Source organism: Rugamonas rivuli, assembly GCF_009380165.1.
GTDB classification, from domain to species: Bacteria; Pseudomonadota; Gammaproteobacteria; order Burkholderiales; family Burkholderiaceae_D; genus Rugamonas; species Rugamonas rivuli.
The window spans coordinates 743,872-761,788 of the sequence record NZ_WHUF01000004.1 but is presented as its reverse complement, the minus strand read 5'-3'; the positions used below and the strand labels follow the sequence as shown (position 1 = coordinate 761,788).

The following is a 17,917-nucleotide window of genomic DNA, read 5'->3' as shown; positions in this document are numbered from 1 at the left end:
ACCTATGAAACCAAATGCACTGACCCTGAAACCGGGCGCGATGACCCTGACCGAACTGCGCGCCGTGTGGACCGCCGCCGGCCCGCTGTCGCTGGCCGCCGAAGCCTATCCAGTTATCGAAGCATCGGCCGCCGCCGTGCGCGCCATCGTCGCCAAGGGCGATGCCGCCTACGGCATCAATACCGGTTTCGGCCTGCTGGCCAAGACCCGCATCCCGGACGAGAAGCTGGAGCAGCTGCAGCGCAACCTGATCCTGTCGCACTCGGTCGGCACCGGCGAGCTGCTGTCGGACGCGGTCTGCCGCCTGATCCTGCTGATGAAAATCGGCAGCCTGGCGCGCGGCTACTCGGGCGTGCGTCCGCTGATCATCGACACGCTGATCGCGCTGTACAACGCCGGCATCATGCCGGCCATTCCGGCCAAGGGTTCGGTCGGCGCCTCGGGCGACCTGGCACCGCTGTCGCACATGACGCTGGCGATGCTGGGCGTGGGCGAAGTGCGCGTCAACGGTGAGCTGATGCAGGCCGCCGATGCACTGAAAGCCGCCAACATCGCCCCTGTGGTGCTGGCCGCGAAAGAAGGCCTGGCGCTGATCAACGGCACCCAGGTGTCGACCGCGCTGGCGCTGCATGGCCTGTTCATGGCCGAGCGCCTGCTGGAAGCGGGCATGGTGTCCGGCGCGCTGTCGCTGGACGCGGCCAAGGGTTCCGATTCGCCGTTCGACGCCCGCGTGCACGAAGTGCGCGGCCAGCCGGGCCAGATCGCCGCCGCCTCCATCTATCGCCAACTGGTCAGCAACAGCGCGATCCGCGCCTCGCACCTGGTCGGCGACGAGCGCGTGCAAGACCCGTACTGCCTGCGCTGCCAGCCGCAAGTCATGGGCGCCTGCTGGGACATCATCAACAACGCCTCGCGCACGCTGCTGATCGAAGCCAACGCCGTCACCGACAATCCGCTGCTGTTCAAGGACGGCGAGCTGTCGGTGGTGGTCTCGGGCGGTAACTTCCACGCCGAGCCGGTGGCCTTCGCCGCCGACACGCTGGCGCTGGCGATCGCCGAAATCGGCGCCATCTCCGAACGCCGCATCGCGCTGCTGATCGACGCCACCTTGTCCGGCCTGCCGCCGTTCCTGGTGCGCGATCCGGGCGTGAACTCGGGCTTCATGATCGCCCACGTCACCGCCGCCGCGCTGGCGTCCGAGAACAAGTCGCTGGCCCATCCTGGCAGCGTCGATTCGATCCCGACTTCGGCCAACCAGGAAGACCACGTCAGCATGGCGACCTACGCGGCACGCCGCCTGGACGACATGGCGCACAATACCGCTGTCATCATCGGCATCGAGCTGCTGGCCGCGGCGCAGGGCATCGACTTCCACCGTCCGCTGAAAACCTCGCCGCACCTGGAGCACGTACATGCGCAGCTGCGCCAGAAGGTGCCGTTCTTCGACGCCGACCGCTTCTTCGCGCCGGACATCGAGGCCGCCAAGGGTATGGTCATGCGCGGCGAGTTGAGCGCGTCGTGCAAGAGCCTGTTCACGCCGCTGCACCCGTAAGAGGAGGCGTCATGGACTATCAGTTCAAAGCAGGCAGTATTCCCTTGCTGGTGTCCATGCCGCACGTGGGCACCGATATACCCGATGACGTGGCGGCGGCGATGACGCCGGCCGCCGTCGACAAACAGGACACGGACTGGCACCTGGTGCGCCTGTACGAGTTCCTGGGGGAGATGGGTGCGTCGACCTTGTCGGCGCGCTGGTCGCGCTACGTTATCGATTTGAATCGTCCGCCGGAGAACACCAACCTGTATCCGGGCCAGGACACGACCGGCCTGTGCCCGGTCGACACCTTCCACCGCGAGCCGCTGTACCGCGAAGGCCATACGCCCAGCGAGGCCGAGGTGCAGCGCCGCCTGGCCGCCTACTGGAAGCCGTATCACGACCAGCTGCGCGCCGAGCTGGATCGCCTGCTGGCGCTGCACGGCCGCGTGGTGCTGTGGGACGCGCATTCGATCGCGTCGGTGGTGCCGCGCTTCTTCGAAGGCAAGCTGCCGGACCTGAACTTCGGCACGGCCGACGGCAAGAGCTGCGCCCAGGGCCTGAGCGACGCCATCGTGGCGCGCGCGCTGGCGCAGGACCAGTTCAGCGTGGCCGTCAACGGCCGCTTCAAGGGCGGGCATATCACCCGCCACTACGGCCAGCCGGCCAACAACGTGCATGCGATCCAGCTGGAGATGTGCCAGTCCACGTATATGGACGAGGATGCGCCGTATGGCTACCGCGAGGACCGCGCGCAGCAGGTGCAGGGCGTGTTGAAGCAGATGACGCAGGCCGCCGCCGCTTGGGGGCGCGCATGAATCGCCTGTTTGCGCGCAACGCGCTGCTGCCCGAAGGCTGGCGCAAGGATGTGCTGATCGAGTGGGACGCCGACGGCACCATCGTCCGCGCCGAGGCCGGGGCGGTGCTGCCGGCCGGCGAGCAGGTGGTGGCGCAGATCGTTGAATACGCGCTGCCGGGCATGATCAACCTGCATTCGCACAGCTTCCAGCGGGCGCTGGGCGGTCGCACGGAAAAGGCCGGCGACACCAAAGATAGTTTCTGGACCTGGCGCGACCTGATGTATCGCTTCGCGCGCAACATCACGCCCGAGCACATCGAAGCCATCGCGGCCCAGCTGTTTTCCGAATGCCTGCGCCATGGCTACACGTCGATGTGCGAGTTCCATTACGTGCAGCGGGCGGCGGACGGCGCCATGTATCCGCGCCCTGCGGAAACGGCGGAGCGTGTCATCGCCGCCGCACGTTTGGCGGGAATCGGCATGACCATGCTGCCAGTGTTGTATAGTTATTCCGGCTTCGGCGAAAGCGCCTTGAAGCCGGAGCAGAAGCGCTTCAAGACTGATCCGCACGATGTATTGCGGGTGATCGAGGCGCTGGAGCCCCTGCGCGACGCGCAGACCGAGGTGGGCGTGGCGCCGCATTCGCTGCGCGCGGCGTCGGTGGCACAGATTAACGAGGTGTTGTTGACGTTGCCGGACGACCGTCCGGTGCACATCCACATCGCCGAGCAGAAGCAGGAAGTGCAGCAGTCGCTGGACTGGAGCGGACGCCGCCCGGTGCAATGGCTGCTGGACCAGGTGGATGTGAACGAACGCTGGTGCCTGATCCACGCCACGCATTTGATGCGCGACGAGGTGGACCAGATGGCGCAGAGCGGCGCCGTGGCGGGCCTGTGCCCAACCACGGAAGCCAACCTGGGCGACGGCCTGTTCCCGCTGGAGGATTTCCTGGCGGCGGGCGGACGGTTCGGCATCGGCAGCGACAGCCATATTTCGCAGAGCGCGGTGGAAGAGCTGCGCTGGCTGGAATACGGCCAGCGCCTGCAACACCAGCGCCGCAATATCGCGGTGTCGGCCGAGCAGCGCAACGTCGGCGACTTCCTGTGGCAGGGCGCCTTGCAGGGCGGGGCGCAGGCCAGCGGACGGCCGGTGGGCGCGCTGGCGCCGGGCCGCCGCGCCGATGTGATCGTGCTGGATGACCAGCACCCGAATCTGTATGGCTTGGCGCTGGACGAGGTACTCGGCAGCTTCGTCTTCTGCGGCAACGACAATCTGGTCAAGGACGTCATGGTCGGCGGCCGGTGGGTAGTACGCAATCAGCAGCACGTTGCGCAGCAGGCGATCGCTGCGCGCTTCAAGCAGACCTTGGCCGAACTGAGGGAGTTCCGATGACCCAGCTAATCCAGTATGCAAGCCTGCGGCCCGCGCCGTGGAAAAACGGCGGCGGCAGCACGACGGAAATCGCCGTTTCGCCTTCCGGCTCCGGCTTCGATGAATTCGACTGGCGCGTCAGCCTGGCGACCATCTCGCAAAGCGGCCCGTTTTCTTCCTTCCCCGGCATAGACCGTTCGCTGGCGCTGGTGGCCGGCGACGGCGTGCTGCTGGACTTCGGCGACGAGCGCTTCGTGCTCAGCCCCAGCGAACCGCTGATCGAATTCGACGGCGAGGCGGCGGTGCACGCCACCGTCACCGGCAGCCTGACCACCGACTTCAATGTGATGACGCGGCGCGGCCGCTGCCGCCACCGGCTGGAGCCGCGCGTGGTGCGCGGCACCGAGCTGCTGAAGCGCCGCAGCGCCACCACGCTGCTGTTCCTGGCCGACGGCGAGAGCCTGACGCTGAGCAGCGCGCGCGAACGCATCGCCATGGTGCGCTACGACGTGCTGGTGATGGAAGCCGAGGAAGAGTGGTCGATGGAGACTCAGCAAGCGACGGTGTTCGTGGTCGATATCATCAATAATTAATTCGAAAGTTGCTAGCATGTGGGATGTGTTGTTTACGAACGTGCATCTGGCCACGATGGCCGATGGTTACGGTGAGATCCGCGATGCCGCCATCGCCGTCAAGGATGGCCGGATCGCCTGGCTGGGGCCCAAGGACGAGATGCCGCAGGGCGCGCTGGCCGTCACCGTGCACGATGGCGGCGGCTGCTGGCTGACGCCGGGCCTGATCGACTGCCACACCCATATCGTCCACGCCGGCAACCGCAGCGACGAATTCGAGGCGCGTCTCAACGGCGCCACCTACGAGGACATCGCGCGCGCCGGCGGCGGCATCATGTCCACCGTGCGCGCCACCCGCGCCGCTTCGGAGGACGAGCTGCTGCGGCAAAGCCTGCCGCGTGTTTGCAGCCTGCTGGCCGAAGGCGTGACCACGCTGGAAATCAAATCCGGCTACGGCCTGACGCTGGAATCGGAAGCGAACATGCTGCGCGTGGCGCGCCGCATCGGCCGCGAGCTGCCGGTCAGCGTGGCCACCACCTTCCTCGGCGCGCATGCGCTGCCGCCGGAGTTCGCGGGCCGCGCCGACGACTACATCGCCGAAGTCTGCGCGATGATCGCGCCGCTGGCCGCCGAAGGCCTGGCCGACGCCGTGGACGCCTTCTGCGAACGCATAGGCTTCTCGCACGAGCAGACGGAGCGCGTGTTCCAGGCCGCGCGCGAGCATGGCTTGCCGGTCAAGCTGCACGCGGAGCAGCTGTCCGACCAGCGCGGCGCCGAACTGGTGGCGCGCTACAAGGGTTTGTCCGCCGACCATCTGGAGCACTTGAGCGAGGCAGGCATCGCCGCGATGGCCGCCGCCGGCACCGTGGCGGTGCTGCTGCCGGGTGCCTACTACTTCCTGCGCGATACCACGCCGCCGCCGGTCGCCGCGCTGCGCGCCGCTGGCGTGCCGATGGCGGTGTCCACCGACTGCAATCCCGGCACCTCGCCGATGACGTCCCTGCTGCTGGCGATGAATATGGTCTGCACGCTGTGGCGCCTGACGCCATTGGAGGCGCTGGCCGGCTGCACGCTGCACGCCGCCCGCGCGCTGGGTCGCGAACAGCAGATCGGCAGCCTGGAAGTGGGCAAGCGCGCCGACTTCGCGCTGTGGCGCATCGCCCGTCCGGCCGATCTGTCCTATGCCATCGGCCTCAATCCGTGCCGGGGCGTGGTCAATGCAGGGGTGTTGCGTTCGCCGCAGGTTTAGAGGAAGGCCTCGGGAAATTCTGTTTCGTTAGTTATTGTTTCGGTTACAGTACCGGGATGCCTCTTCTAACGTAACAGGATATCCATGTTTGTCTTGAATTCTCTCCGCGCCGCCGTCCTGCTGACGCTCGGCGCGCAGGCGCTGGCCCAGGAGCCTGTGCCGCCTACTCCCGTCCCGCATGCACCGGAAGCGCCGGTGGCCGCAGCCGCTCCGGCGCAGCCGCCTGCCACGCCGCCGGCCGCCGCTCCCGCCGCCGCACCTCGCCCCTTCGCCGAAGTGGTGCGCGGCGCCGCGCATTTGCAGGGCTTTTTGAACCTCTATCAGAAAGAAGAAAAAGTCTGGATCGAGCTGCGCCCCGACCAGTTTGACCGTCCGATCTTCATGACCGTGAACATACCGAACGGGATAGGCGAACGTGGCATCTACGGCAGCCAGATGGGCCGCAGCGAGGTGGTGGTGTTCCACCGCATCGGCAACCTGGTGCAGATGATCGCCAAGAACACAGAGTACGGCGCCAAGGCCGGCACGCCGCAGGCGCTGGCGGTGTCGCAGGCGTACTCCGACAGCCTGCTGGCGATCGCGCCGGTGGCCAGCGGACCTAATCCGCAGAACCACGGCATCCTGGTCGAAGCCAATATCCTGCTGTTCGGCGATATCCCGAGCTTTACCACCCGGCTGGAATCGGCCTTCCGCTTGCAGTATGCGATGGATGCGCGCAACAGCAGCTTCCAGACCATCCGCTCCGATGAGGCCATGACAGGCTTCCAGGTCAACGCCCACTTCTTCGTGCCGCGCATCGCCGCGCCGCCGCTGGTGGCGCCGACCACGCCGGTGCCGGTCCCCAGTCCGCCGACCACGCTGCCGGACCCGCGCAGCATGTTCCTCGGTTTCTACTACAGCTTCATGCCGCTGCCTGCGCAGCCCATGCATGGCCGGCCTGCGGACGACCGCGTCGGCCACTTCGTCAACACCACGCACGACTACTCGGACGACGTGACGCCGACCACGGCGCAGCATGTGATCCAGCGCTGGCGCCTGGAGAAGCAGGATCCGGCGCAGGCGCTGTCGGAACCCAAACAGCCCATCGTCTACTGGCTCGATGCGAACATCCCGGAGAAGTACCGCGAGTCGGTGAAGCAGGGCGTGCTGGCCTGGAACGCGGCGTTTGAACGCATCGGCTTCAAGAACGCCATCGTGGTCAAGCAGCAGACCGAGAAGGATCGCTTCGATACGATGGATGCGCGCCATGCGTCGGTGCGCTGGTTCCTCGGCAGCGATGTCGGCTTCGCTATCGGCCCGCGTCAGGTCGACCCGCGCAGCGGCGAGATCCTCGACGCGGACATCGGCATGTCCGACGTGTTCGCGCGCGGCGCGCGCCGCATGATCGGCGAGGACGGCATGTCCATGCAGGATCCGTTGGCGCTGCCGGGCCAGGAGGCGCGCTGCGATTACATGCAGGAGTCGGCGTCCGAGATGGGCTTCGCCATGGGCCTGCTGGAGGCGCGCGGCGAACTGGAAATGGGCAGCCCGGAAGCGGACGCGCTGGCGCAAGCCTATGTGCGGTCGGTGGTGATGCACGAAATCGGCCACACGCTGGGCCTGCGCCACAACTTCCGCTCGTCGACCATCTACAGCCTGAAGCAGTTGCAGGATCCCGAGTTCACGAAGAAGAACGGCCTGGCCGGATCGATCATGGACTACACGCCGTTCAACCTGTCGCTCAAGGGCGAGAAGCAGGGCGAGTATGTTGCGTCGACGCTGGGGCCTTACGATTACTGGGCCATCGAGTACGCCTACAAGCCTATCGAGCCGGCGCAGGAGAAGGAAGAACTGGCGAAGATCGCCGCGCGCTCCAACGAGCCGCTGCTGGCCTTCGGTACCGACCAGGATGCGGGCGGCTTCAATTCCGATCCGGATGTGAATGTGTTCGATCTGGGCAGCGATCCGCTGGCCTACTTCCAGCGCCGCCTGACGATCTCGCGCGAGCTGTGGGACCGTCTGCAAAACCGCACGCTGAAGCCGGGCGAGAGCTATGAAACGCTGCGCCGCAGTTTCGACTACGGCTTCCAGCAGTTTGCGCGCACCATGCCGGTGGTGGTCAAGTACGTGGGCGGTGTGACCTATCTGCGCGATCACGCCGGCACCGGCCGCGCCACCTTCACGCCGGTGCCGCTGCCGCGCCAGCGCGCCGCCTTGCAGATGCTGACCTCCAGCCTGTTCAAGTCGGACAGCTTCCAGTTCTCGCCGGCGATGATCAGCCGTCTGGGCTCGGATCATTTCGAGTCGCGCGGACGGGCCGACGTGTCGGTGGGCGGCCGCGTGCTGTTCCTGCAGGCCGCGGCGCTGGATCAGCTGATGTCGGATGCGGTGGCGGTGCGCCTGCTCGATTCGCAGGAAAAGCTGGACGACCGCAAGCAGGCGCTAAGCCTCGACGAGTTGTACACCTCCGTGCAGGACGCGGTGTGGAGCGAGCTGAAAACCGGCAAGGACATCAACGGCATGCGCCGCAATCTGCAGCGCGAGCATTTGAAGCGTATCACCGCGATCCTGCTGCGCTCCTCGGCCACCACGCCGGCCGATGCGCGCAGCCTGCAGCGCGAGAATGCGCTGGCGCTGCAACGCGATATCCGTGGCGCGATGGCCAAGCCGATGAGCCGCGAGGCCAAGGCGCACCTGTCGGAATCGTATGAAACCATCAGCCAGGCCTTGAAGGCGTCCATGTTGCGCGCTGGCGCTTGATGGTAAGCTCTCCGGATTGATCATCATTCCGGAGAGCTTGTGCAAGGACGATTGCTAGTTATTTTTCTGGCGCTGTGGTTCGGTGGCGCGGCATGCGCCGCCTCGGGCGACACGCTGCACGTGGGCTCCAAGCGCTTCACCGAATCCTACATCCTGGGCGAAGTGCTGGCGCAGACCGCATCGCCGCACGCGAAGGTCGAGCATCTGCAAGGTCTGGGCAATACCGCCATCGTCCTGGCGGCCCTGCAGGCCGGCCGCATTGACGTCTATCCCGAATACCTCGGCACCATCGATCTGGAGATCCTCAAGCACCGGCAGGCCGCGCCGCTGGAGCAGATCCGCCGCGAGCTGGCGCCCATGGGGCTGGGCGTGGCGGTGCCGCTGGGCTTCAACAACACCTATGCGCTGGCGATGCGCGGCGATCAGGACGGCCTGAAAAAGCTCAGTGAGCTGGTCACGCAGCCGCGCCTGCGTTTCGGCCTGTCGCATGAATTCATCGGCCGCGCCGACGGCTGGCCGGGCCTGGCCAAGCGCTACGGCCTGCAGCAGCGGCCGGAAGGCCTGGACCACGGCATCGCCTACGAGGCCTTGATGCAGCGCCAGGTCGACGTGATCGACATCTACTCCACCGACGCCAAGATCCGCCAGTACGGCCTGCGCGTGCTGGAGGACGACCGCGCCTACTTCCCGCGCTACGACGCGGTGCTGCTGTACCGCCTCGATGCGGCCGAGCGCTTTCCGGCCGCGTGGAAGGCGATCACGCAGCTGGAAGGGCGCATCAGCGCGGCCGACATGATCGCGATGAACGCCGCCGCTGAAATCGACGGCCAGAATTTCGCCAACGTGGCGCGCGACTGGCTGGCGGCGCACAAGCCGTTGGCCAGCGGCGCTCCGCTGACGGCGCCCGCCGCCGTACCGGTGCGCGACGGCCTGTGGGCCAAGCTGTTCGACAAGAACCTGTGGCCGCAGACGCGCCAGCATCTGACGCTGGTGCTGGTGGCGGTGCTGCTGGCGTGCGCGATCGGCATTCCGCTGGGCGTGCTGGCGGCGGCCTTGCCGCGCCTGCGGCAGGTGGTGCTGGGTTTTGCGGGCGTGCTGCAAACCGTGCCGTCGCTGGCCTTGCTGGCGCTGCTGATCCCCTTGCTGGGCATGATAGGCACGGTGCCTGCGCTGGTGGCGCTGCTGGTGTATGCGCTGCTGCCCATCGTGCGCAATACCTGCACCGGCCTGTTGCAGGTGCCGGAAGGCCTGCGGCTGGCGGCGCAGGCGCTGGGCCTGCGGCCCTGGCAGCGGCTGGTGCATGTGGAGTTGCCGCTGGCCTTGCCGGTGATCCTGGCGGGCGTGAAGACGGCGGCGGTGATGAGCGTGGGGACGGCGACGATAGCCGCCTTCATCGGCGCCGGCGGCTACGGCGAGCGCATCACCATCGGCCTGGCGTTGAACGATAACGATATGCTGCTGGCCGGTGCGATACCGGCGGCGGTGCTGGCGCTGCTGACGCAGGCGGCGTTCGAACTGCTGGAGCGGCTGGCCGGCCGGGGCAGGGCCGCGTCACAGCGAGTTTAGCTTGGAGCGCAGCAGCACCACTTCCTTGTGCAGCACGCGCTCGGCGTGGAAGTCGTTCTCGCGCTGGGCGGCGATGGCTTCCAGCGCCCGCGTGTAGCGCTCCAGCCGCGCGCGCAGCCAGGCTTTGTAAAGGGCGGTGACCAGGGGCGGCAAGTTGATCATGATCGTCTCCAGCAGGCGGGTATCGACAATCATTGTGCAAGCCGGATCGCGCCGCACCTTGAGCTGTATCAAGCCACTTGGGACATATGCGTCAATGCGTCGCCGGTGACGCGGCAGATGCGCCATTCCGGCAGCAGCGAGGCGCCCATGCTTTCGTACAGCTTGATGGCGTTGCTGTTCCAGTCGAGCACCGACCATTCGAAGCGGCCGCAGTCGCGCTCCACCGCCAGCTGGGCCAACGCCACCAGCATCTGCTTGCCGTAGCCCTTGCCGCGGCGGCTCTGTTTGACGTACAAGTCCTCCAGGTACAGGCCCTTCTTGCACAGGAAGGTGGAGAAGTTGTGGAAGAACAGCGCGAAGGTGACGACTTCGCCGTCCACCTCGCCGACCAGCGCTTCGCACACCGGGCGGTCGCAGAACAGGCTGTCGCGCAGCATGGCCTCGTTGGCGACCACCATGTGTTCCAGTTTTTCAAACACGGCCAGTTCGTAAATCATGCCGAAGATGGCGGCGGCGTCTGCCGGCTGGGCCGGGCGTATGGTCAGGTCGGAATGGCTCATCAGGCTTCTACGATGCTTTCTGTGGAGGTGGTTTTGGGGGTATCGCCGCGCAGCGCCCAGGCGACGCTGGACAGGCACAATATCATGCCGGCCCATTCCGTCGGGCCGGGGCGGTAGTGTTCCAGCTGGATCGACAGCAGCACGGAAATGACGGGCGTGACCACGCCGATGTACACGGCCTTCTGCGAACCGATGCGGTGGATCAGCGTGAAGTAGGCAGCGAAGGCGATCACCGAGCCGAACAGCGACAGGTAGAGCAAGCCGCCCCAGTAGGGCAGGCCGGCCGGCATGGTGAAACGCTGGCCGCTGGCCATGACCCACAGCGCCACCAGCAGGGTGCCCCACAGCATGGACCACGCCATGGTCAGCAGCACGTTGGACGATTGTTCGCGCACCTTGATGACGACGACGTTGCCGATCGAGCTGGCGATGGTGGCGGTCAAGGCGAGCGCCAGACCGAGCAGGAAGTGGCCGTTGCCGCCGGACAGGATCTCGCTCCAGGCGCCGCGTATCGACTGGAAGAACAGCAGCGTGACGCCGCAGATGGCGACCACGCCGGCGCTCCAGGTGCGCCAGCTGATCGGCGTGCCGAAGGCGATGCGGTTGAGGATGGGGTTCCAGAACACCATCAGCGCGAACAGCACGGCGACCAGGCCGGAGACCAGGTATTGCTCGGAGCTGTAGGTGCAAATGTAGCTGAGGCCGAATGTGGCGGCGCCTTGCAGGAACATCCAGCGCTGGGTGCGCCAGGGCATCAGCAGCTGGTCGCCGCGCGCCAGGCACCAGGCGAACAAGACCGCCGCCGACAGGCCGAAACGGTAGACCACGGAGACGGCGGGCGCGACCTCTCCCAACTGCAGCGTGATGGCGAAAAAGGTCGAGCCCCAGATCAGACAGGCGGCGATGAACAGGAGTGGAGAGGGCATCGGATGAGTATAACTGCCCCTGCCGATTCTTGCTGGCAAGTCACGATTTTGTTGCGGCGCAACAGGCGCGGCATTAATTTGTTTCTGTTGCGTAAATTTTGAGCACTTTGTTGAAAATGCAAGTATGATGGAATGACACATCATTCAAGGGAGAGCGGCATGAGTACCGCGCTGCAGATCAAGGTCGTCAGCTTGTTGGGCTATGTCGCGGTGAGCACCGCGCTGGTGCTATGGCTGGCCGACGAAGAGATGCAGGGCGCCGCCCAGACCTTGTTCGCCTTCGCCGGCTTTCATTAATACGCCAGCTTCAGACGGCGATACAGGAATCCCAATACAAACAGCGGCCCGATCAGCAGGAAGCGCAGGTCGTCGAAGAACGATGGCTTCTTGCCCTCGATCTTGTGGCCGATGAACTGGCCTATCCACGCGAGCACGAAGATCGCCAGCGACAGCGGCAGGATGGCGCGGTCGGGCAGGGCGGCCAGCAGGGCCAGCATCAGCGTGGTCATCATCAGCATGCCCACCGCGAACGGTTTCGACAGCTTGAAGTAATAGGCCAGCGAGGCCAGCGTCACCGCCACCGCCAGCAGCGGATGCGCGGCCCACAGCAGCCCCAGCAGCGTGAACACGATGACGGGCACGCAGATGAAGTGGATGATTTCATTGGTGGGGTTGAGATGGCTCTCGCTGTACTGGGCCAGCAAGGTATCGATGGTGCGCGGTTGCGACATGGGTGTCTCCTGTTTTTATTGTACGGTCGGGCCGTCGGTAAATTCTACACCTGAAACGCGGCGGTGCCGGGCTTGGGTACAATGCGGCCATGGCTCAAGCAACTTCCCCCCTCAGTCCCGCGCTGGCCGGCCTCGCGCCGGTGATCGACGAGCGCACGCGCATCCTGGTGCTGGGCAGCTTTCCCGGCGCCGCCTCGCTGGCGGCGCAGCAATACTATGCGCATCCGCGCAATCTGTTGTGGCCGATCTTGTCGGCCTTGACCGGTGAGCCGCTGGCCGCGCTGCCGTATGCTGAACGCTTGCCGCGCCTGCTGGCGCATGGCTTCGGGCTGTGGGATGTGCTGGGCGCCTGCGAGCGCGAGGGCAGCCTCGACTCCGCCATCCGCAAACCCGCCGCCAACGATTTCGCCCGCTTGCGCGAGCTGTGCCCGCTGCTGGAGACGGTGGGCTTCAACGGCCAGACTTCCGGCAAGTTCGCGCCGCAGTTTACCGCCGCCGGGTATCGCACGGTGGTGCTGCCCTCAACTTCGCCGGCCCATGCCTCGCTGACATTGGCACAAAAGCTGGAGCAGTGGAAAGCTCTGCTTGAGTCAGGACGTCTCTGATCGGCTACGGCATGTAGCCGCTGGTCAGCGCGGTGGCCCAGTCCTCGCGGCCGTTGCGGCGGGCCAGTGCGGCCATGCTGAGGTGGTCGTAGGGGATGTTGTGCAGTTGCGCCTGCCATTGCCCCTGGCGCCGCTCGACGATGGCGTAGCGGGCGTCGGGCGAACCGGATTCGATGGCGTGCGGATAGGGATGGTCGTCGTCATAGGCCGGTTGGCCGACGCTGCCGGGATTGACGATCAACTGGCCGCGCGCGCTGCGCACGCTGCGGGCCACGTGCGTGTGGCCGCAGGCGATCAGGCTGGCGTCGACCTGGCCCAGGCGCTGTTCGATGTCGGCGGCGCCGGCGTGGCGGTCGGCCGTTTCCAGCAGGCCGGTGAGGTCGCTCGAAGGCGTGCCGTGGCACAGGAAGATGTCGGCGCTGTATTGCATGGCCGGCCGCAGCGTGGCGATCCACGCCAGTTCGCGCGGCGTCAGCTGAGCGTGGGCGTGGCGGTCGGCCGCGCCGGAGCCGGCATGCAGTTCGAGGATTTGCCGTTCGTGGTTGCCGGCCAGGTGGGTCCAGTCCTGCGCCATCAGGAACTGCGCCGTCTCCAGCGGCAGCAGCGGACCGGACAGGCTGTCGCCGAGGTTGACGACCGCGTCCACGCCGTGGCGGACGATGTCGGCCGCCACCGCTTCCAGCGCAGCCAGGTTGCCGTGGATGTCGGAGACGATGGCGAGGCGCATGGCGTTCAGCTCCGTAGGGTGGCCAGCGTGCTGGCGGTATCGACGATGGCGGCGTACTCGCCATCGAGGTTGGACAGCGCCATGTAGTGTACATCGTCGGCGCTGCGCGGGGCGCCCGCATAATCGGTCTGGGCGTAGGCGTAGCAGGCGTCCGCCACCACCCGGGTGGCGAAGCCGAGGTTGCCGGCGCTGCGCGCGCTGGCCTCGACCGAGTTGTTGGTGCTGACGCCAACCAGCACCACGTCGTCGATGCCGCGCACCCGCAGCCAGCGCTCCAGCCCGCTGTTGACGAAGCAGTCCGGCACATTCTTTTCCACCACATGTTCGCGGGCCAGCGGCGCCAGGCGCGGCTGGAACTCGGCGCCCGGCTGGCCGGGCCAGAACGGCGAACCCGGCGTGCGCGACATGTGGCGCACATGGACCACGGTGGCGCCGGCCGCGCGCCAGGCGTCCAGCAGGGCGGCGATATTCTGCTCGGCCCCCGGGTTGTTGCGCTGGCCGGCGGCCGGGCTGGCCATGCCTTGCTGCATGTCGATGATGATCAATGCCTGCATCTCAGATGTCCTCGCGTGAAATCACCCGCACCACCGACTCCAGGTAATCCTCGAAGCCCATGCGCAGGTACAGCTGGTGCGCGTCATTGCTGCGCATGACGTGCAGGAAGGAAGTGTCGCCGCGCTGCCGGTGACGATGGATCAGCTTGCCGATCAGCCGTTTGGCCAGTCCCCGTCCCTGGTAGTCGGGATGGGTGCAGACGCCGCTGATCTCGCACAGCCCCGGCGCGCGCAGGCGTTCGCCCGCCATCGCCATCAGGCGCTCGCCGTCGAAGTAGCCGAAGTAGTCGCCCAGCTCGATGGTGCGCAGGCCGAACGGCCCCGGCTTGCACAGGCCGGCCAGTTCCAGCGCTTGCGCGGCGTGTTGCGGCTGCAAGGGCACGGCGTCGGGCGCCGGATCGGCGGCCGGCGCGGGGCCGCTCCACACCATGCGGAACATGGTGCTTTCGGCATCGATGCGCCAGCCGGGCGGGGCGGCGCCGGCCCAGCTGTCGCAGTAGAAGGACAGTCCCGGCGCGCACACGGCCGCCAGCGCGTCGAAGTCCGGCCGCGCCGGGTCGGCAAAGGCGACGATGGGGGAAAAGCCTTCGTTGTAGCGGCGCGCGCCGCCGCTGCCGCTGGCGTGCTGCGCGTGGGCGCCGGTCAATGTGTGCCAAAAAATGTGGTCCAGCAGCGCGTTGCGTTCCATGTGGCTTGCCTTGTCGGTACAGCGTGGTTATGCTTGCTTTTAATACACTTTCTTTTTAACACAGTTTTGACAGGGGTATCGACCGCAGTTCAACTCAGCAGGGGATAAAGTGGACAATCAAAAAATCGCCATCATCGGACTGGGCCGTATCGGCTCGGCCTTCTTGCGCAATATGCTGGGCCGCCGCGAGCGCGGCGTGGAGCTGGTGGCGGTGGCCGAAAGCGGCGATACGCCGGGCCGCCAGCTGGCGCTGGACGCCGGCCTGACGGTGACGTCGCTGGACCAGATTGTCGCCCTGGGCGCCGGCGTCGACATCCTGTTCGACCTGACCGGCATCCCCGCCGTGCGGCGCGAGATCCGCGAGAAGCTGATGGCGCAGGGCAACCACCACACGGTGATCGCTTCGGAAACCATCGCCCGCCTGATCTGGGCCATGACCAGCGACGACGACCTGCCCGTCATCGCCGGCCGCAGCACCGGTTACTGAAGCGCCTACGGCCCCACCGGCACCATGGTGGCCGTGCCGTCGTCGGTGATGCCGATCATCATCAGGCCGTCGCCGGAAATCGCCAGCTGGCGCGGCAGCAATTGCCGGCCGGTGGCGGCCAGGCGGAACTGGTTCAGCAGCTTGCCGCTGGTGTCGTACATCCACACGTCGCTGAAGGCCGACTTGACGGCGGTGCCGCAGAAGATGCGGCCGTCGCTGCCCAGCTTGATGTTGTTCGGCGTGCCGTCGCCGGCCGCCAGATAGCCCAGCACGCCGAGGTCGGCCGGATTGAGGATGCTGCACAGCTTGGGCGTGCTGCTGGCGGTGTAGATGCGCGTGCCGTCGGCGCTGACCACGATGTCCTGGCCCAGGCTGCCGGTATTGCCGTGGCTGGCGGCCGGTATTCTGGCCGGGAACAGCGTGCCGCCGTTGAGCGCGGCATAGTCGACGCTGAGCGTGGTGATTTGCACGCTGCTGTTGTTCTCATCCTGTTGCAGCAAGCTCTTGCCGTTGCCGCTGGCCGCCAGCGTGCCGCCGCTGGTCAGCGGCAGGTTGAGGCGGGCGCCGCTGGACGTCAGGTAGGCGGCGCCGTTGCTGAGCACCAGCATTTCCACGCCGTTCGGGCGTATCACCTTGAGGCGGGTCGACTTGTCTGCGTCCACCGGCAACTGGGCCACCACCTGCTGGGTGTTGAGGTCGATGGTGGTGACGCTGCGGCTGCTCAGGTTCAGCAGGAACAGGTAGTCGCCGTTGCTGCTGGCAACCATGTCGCCCAGGCTGGCGCCCAGGCCGGTGATGGTGGCGACCTTCTGGCCCTTGTACAGGTTGTAGACGTCGATGTAGGCGCCGCCGTTGTGTACATAGGCGTAGGGACGGATCGGGTCGGTGGCGACGTTGCTGTAGCTGAGCACCGTGCTGACGTTGGCGCTCGGCGTGCGGGTGCCCTTCCACAGCGCGACGCGCACGGTTTCCGGCGCGCTGGCGTCGGTGTCGAACGGGGTCAGCGTGACGGTGGCGATGTTGAGCGTGTCCGCGCCCAGCGGGGTCGGGTCGGCCGTCAGGATCAGCTTGTTGGCGTTGACGCCGGCCACCAGCCAGGCCTGGTCGGAGGCGGCGCTCATGCCGGCGAAGGTGTTGTAGTTGTCGCTGACGGTCAGGGTGCGGGTCAGGCGGGTCCAGCCCGGCGAGCCGCTGAAGGCGACCCCGGTTTCCGACGGGATCAGCTTGTGCTTGTCCTTGTTGATGGTCAGCAGTACCGGCGCGGTCACGCTTTCGCCGTTGACGCGGGCGGCGGCGTTGACCAGCATCGAGGTGATGCCGACCTGGGCGTTGACCGGCTTGGCGGTGAAGGCGACGCTGGTGCCGGCCTGGTTGACGCTGCCGTTGAGCAGGCTGGGAGTGGCCCAGGCCGGCAGCGGGCTGAACGACCACGGCCAGGCGTTGGTGACGGTGTTCAGGCTCAGCGTCAGGCTCGGGTTGGTGGTGAAGTCGCGGCCGTAGGTGCCGCCCAGGCTGATGCTGTTGACCGAGCTGCTCAGCGTCGGCCGCGCCAGGTTGAGCGTCACCGGCAGGTCGCGCGTCGGCAGGCCGGCCGCCTTCAGGGTGATGCTGCTGCCGTAGCTGCCGCTGGCCAGGCCGGCGAAGGTGGGGTCGACCGTCAGCACCATGGTGGTCGGCGTGCTGATGCCGCTGGTGGGCGAGACCCGCAGCCAGGCGTCGTTGGCGACGGCGCTCCAGGCCACGCTTTGCTTGTCGTCGGTGTCCAGCGCCACCACCTGGGTGGCGATCGGGGCGCCGTTGACGGCGTTGAAGACGACGCCGCCGGCGCTGGTGGTCAGGCCGCTGGGCTGTACCGACAGCGTGACCGGCAGCGCGGCGCTCTGGCCGTCGCTGGCGGTGATGGTCAGCGTGGTGCTGTAGTCGCCCACGGCCAGGCCGGTGGCGTCGAAGGCGACGCTGAGCGTGCCGTTGCCGGTGCCGCTGGCGGGCGTGGGCTTGAGCCAGGCGGCGCCGCCGGTGCTGGCGCTCCAGCTGCGGCCATCGGCGCCGATGGCGACGCTGACCGCGGCCGGCGCGGCGCCGCCGACGTGGGCGGTGGCGTTGAGCGCGACGGCCGGGGTGGCGGTGAAGGTGGCCTGGCCGGCCGGCACCACCTGCAAGCTGTACGGCAGCAGCATCGGCGAACCGGGGAATTGCCCGCTGCAGGCGCTGTCGCGGCACAGGCGCACGCTGAAGTTGCCGGTGTAGCTGCCGGCCGCCAGCGACGGCGCCGTTTGCAGCACGGCGTGGTACTGGGTGTCGCTGTCGCGGACCACCTGGGCGCCGGGCAGCAGCACGCCGTTGCTGTCGACCACGCTGGCGAAGACGCTGGCCGCGTTGGCGAAGTCGCCCGGCCGGGCGACGGTGGCGATGACGTTGAGGGTGAGCGAGGTGCCGGCGTTGACGGTGGCGCGGACGGTGGAAGGGTTGAAGCTGAGGGCTGGCGAGGCGGCGGGGTTGCCGTTGTCGGGCGTGCCGCTGCTGCTGCCGCCGCCACCGCCGCCGCATCCGGTCAGCAGGGCGGCGATGAGCAGCGGGAGGGCGTAGGCGGAGCTGGATCTCAGCATGTCGGTATCCTTGGTTGGCGTGGCGCGTTTACATATTTTGC

Annotated in this window: 18 protein-coding genes; 10 read left to right on the top strand and 8 right to left on the bottom strand. The window is 67.0% G+C overall.

All coding sequences use genetic code 11. The features are described from left to right. Nucleotides 1–4 precede the first annotated feature (4 nt). The 7 genes from hutH to GEV01_RS18390 all read left to right on the top strand — a co-directional run bounded on the left by hutH (nt 5) and on the right by GEV01_RS18390 (nt 9,830). Nucleotides 5–1,552, top strand: coding sequence for a histidine ammonia-lyase (hutH, locus tag GEV01_RS18420; protein ID WP_152806979.1), 1,548 nt, complete (start codon nt 5–7; stop codon nt 1,550–1,552). Between the two features lie 11 nt (nt 1,553–1,563). Then, on the top strand, nt 1,564–2,352 hold the full coding sequence (gene hutG, locus GEV01_RS18415; protein WP_152806977.1) for an N-formylglutamate deformylase: 789 nt from the start codon (nt 1,564–1,566) through the stop codon (nt 2,350–2,352). Then, on the top strand, nt 2,349–3,725 hold the full coding sequence (locus tag GEV01_RS18410; RefSeq protein WP_152806975.1) for a formimidoylglutamate deiminase: 1,377 nt from the start codon (nt 2,349–2,351) through the stop codon (nt 3,723–3,725). The genes hutG and GEV01_RS18410 overlap by 4 nt, the downstream gene beginning before the upstream one ends. Continuing rightward, complete coding sequence (locus tag GEV01_RS18405) at nt 3,722–4,297, top strand: HutD/Ves family protein (RefSeq protein WP_152806973.1); 576 nt, start codon at nt 3,722–3,724, stop codon at nt 4,295–4,297. Before GEV01_RS18410 ends, GEV01_RS18405 begins: the two co-directional genes overlap by 4 nt. Nucleotides 4,298–4,313: 16 nt before the next feature. Further along, entirely contained in the window at nt 4,314–5,525 is a 1,212-nt protein-coding gene (gene hutI / locus GEV01_RS18400; protein ID WP_152806971.1) for an imidazolonepropionase, read from the top strand. An 84-nt stretch (nt 5,526–5,609) separates the two neighbouring features. Next, nucleotides 5,610–8,264: a zinc-dependent metalloprotease gene (locus GEV01_RS18395; protein ID WP_152806969.1), complete on the top strand. Its 2,655-nt coding sequence runs from the start codon at nt 5,610–5,612 to the stop codon at nt 8,262–8,264. A 51-nt stretch (nt 8,265–8,315) separates the two neighbouring features. Further along, nucleotides 8,316–9,830, top strand: a complete 1,515-nt coding sequence (locus GEV01_RS18390; RefSeq protein WP_235914411.1) for a glycine betaine ABC transporter substrate-binding protein — start codon at nt 8,316–8,318, stop codon at nt 9,828–9,830. On the opposite strand, the gene GEV01_RS18385 is transcribed toward GEV01_RS18390, so the two are convergent. From GEV01_RS18385 to GEV01_RS18375, 3 genes are read right to left on the bottom strand one after another with little or no spacing between them, the layout of a single operon-like run. Then, nucleotides 9,816–10,025, bottom strand: a complete 210-nt coding sequence (locus GEV01_RS18385) for a hypothetical protein (RefSeq protein ID WP_152806967.1) — start codon at nt 10,023–10,025, stop codon at nt 9,816–9,818. The genes GEV01_RS18390 and GEV01_RS18385 overlap by 15 nt on opposite strands. Nucleotides 10,026–10,060: 35 nt before the next feature. Further along, the gene (locus GEV01_RS18380) at nt 10,061–10,552 is read right to left on the bottom strand and encodes a GNAT family N-acetyltransferase (RefSeq protein WP_152806965.1); all 492 of its coding nucleotides are present in this window, start codon (nt 10,550–10,552) and stop codon (nt 10,061–10,063) included. Then, nucleotides 10,552–11,478, bottom strand: coding sequence for a DMT family transporter (locus tag GEV01_RS18375; RefSeq protein WP_152806963.1), 927 nt, complete (start codon nt 11,476–11,478; stop codon nt 10,552–10,554). Before GEV01_RS18375 ends, GEV01_RS18380 begins: the two co-directional genes overlap by 1 nt. A gap of 159 nt (nt 11,479–11,637) precedes the next feature. On the opposite strand from GEV01_RS18375, the gene GEV01_RS30780 reads away from it, so the two are divergent. Beyond that, nucleotides 11,638–11,775, top strand: coding sequence for a hypothetical protein (locus GEV01_RS30780; RefSeq protein ID WP_174999195.1), 138 nt, complete (start codon nt 11,638–11,640; stop codon nt 11,773–11,775). On the opposite strand, the gene GEV01_RS18370 is transcribed toward GEV01_RS30780, so the two are convergent. Further along, complete coding sequence (locus tag GEV01_RS18370) at nt 11,772–12,209, bottom strand: Mpo1 family 2-hydroxy fatty acid dioxygenase (protein WP_152806961.1); 438 nt, start codon at nt 12,207–12,209, stop codon at nt 11,772–11,774. The two genes, GEV01_RS30780 and GEV01_RS18370, sit on opposite strands and share 4 nt — an antisense overlap. Before the next feature lie 89 nt (nt 12,210–12,298). On the opposite strand from GEV01_RS18370, the gene GEV01_RS18365 reads away from it, so the two are divergent. Next, entirely contained in the window at nt 12,299–12,814 is a 516-nt protein-coding gene (locus tag GEV01_RS18365) for a DNA-deoxyinosine glycosylase (protein ID WP_152806959.1), read from the top strand. A gap of 4 nt (nt 12,815–12,818) precedes the next feature. Here the strand turns inward: GEV01_RS18365 and GEV01_RS18360 are convergent, their stop codons facing one another. The 3 genes from GEV01_RS18360 to GEV01_RS18350 are packed head-to-tail and all read right to left on the bottom strand — an operon-like array spanning nt 12,819 to nt 14,783. Continuing rightward, complete coding sequence (locus tag GEV01_RS18360) at nt 12,819–13,541, bottom strand: metallophosphoesterase family protein (RefSeq protein ID WP_152806957.1); 723 nt, start codon at nt 13,539–13,541, stop codon at nt 12,819–12,821. 5 nt (nt 13,542–13,546) lie between these two features. After that, entirely contained in the window at nt 13,547–14,095 is a 549-nt protein-coding gene (locus GEV01_RS18355; protein ID WP_152806955.1) for a cysteine hydrolase family protein, read from the bottom strand. A 1-nt stretch (nt 14,096) separates the two neighbouring features. Continuing rightward, nucleotides 14,097–14,783: a GNAT family N-acetyltransferase gene (locus GEV01_RS18350; RefSeq protein ID WP_152806953.1), complete on the bottom strand. Its 687-nt coding sequence runs from the start codon at nt 14,781–14,783 to the stop codon at nt 14,097–14,099. Between the two features lie 109 nt (nt 14,784–14,892). Between GEV01_RS18350 and GEV01_RS18345 the strand changes: the two genes are divergently transcribed. Next, nucleotides 14,893–15,270, top strand: a complete 378-nt coding sequence (locus tag GEV01_RS18345) for a Rossmann-fold NAD(P)-binding domain-containing protein (protein ID WP_328595549.1) — start codon at nt 14,893–14,895, stop codon at nt 15,268–15,270. A gap of 5 nt (nt 15,271–15,275) precedes the next feature. Here GEV01_RS18345 and GEV01_RS18340 read toward each other — a convergent pair whose 3' ends face one another. After that, complete coding sequence (locus GEV01_RS18340) at nt 15,276–17,876, bottom strand: quinoprotein amine dehydrogenase (protein ID WP_152806951.1); 2,601 nt, start codon at nt 17,874–17,876, stop codon at nt 15,276–15,278. Between the last annotated feature and the right edge of the window lie 41 nt (nt 17,877–17,917).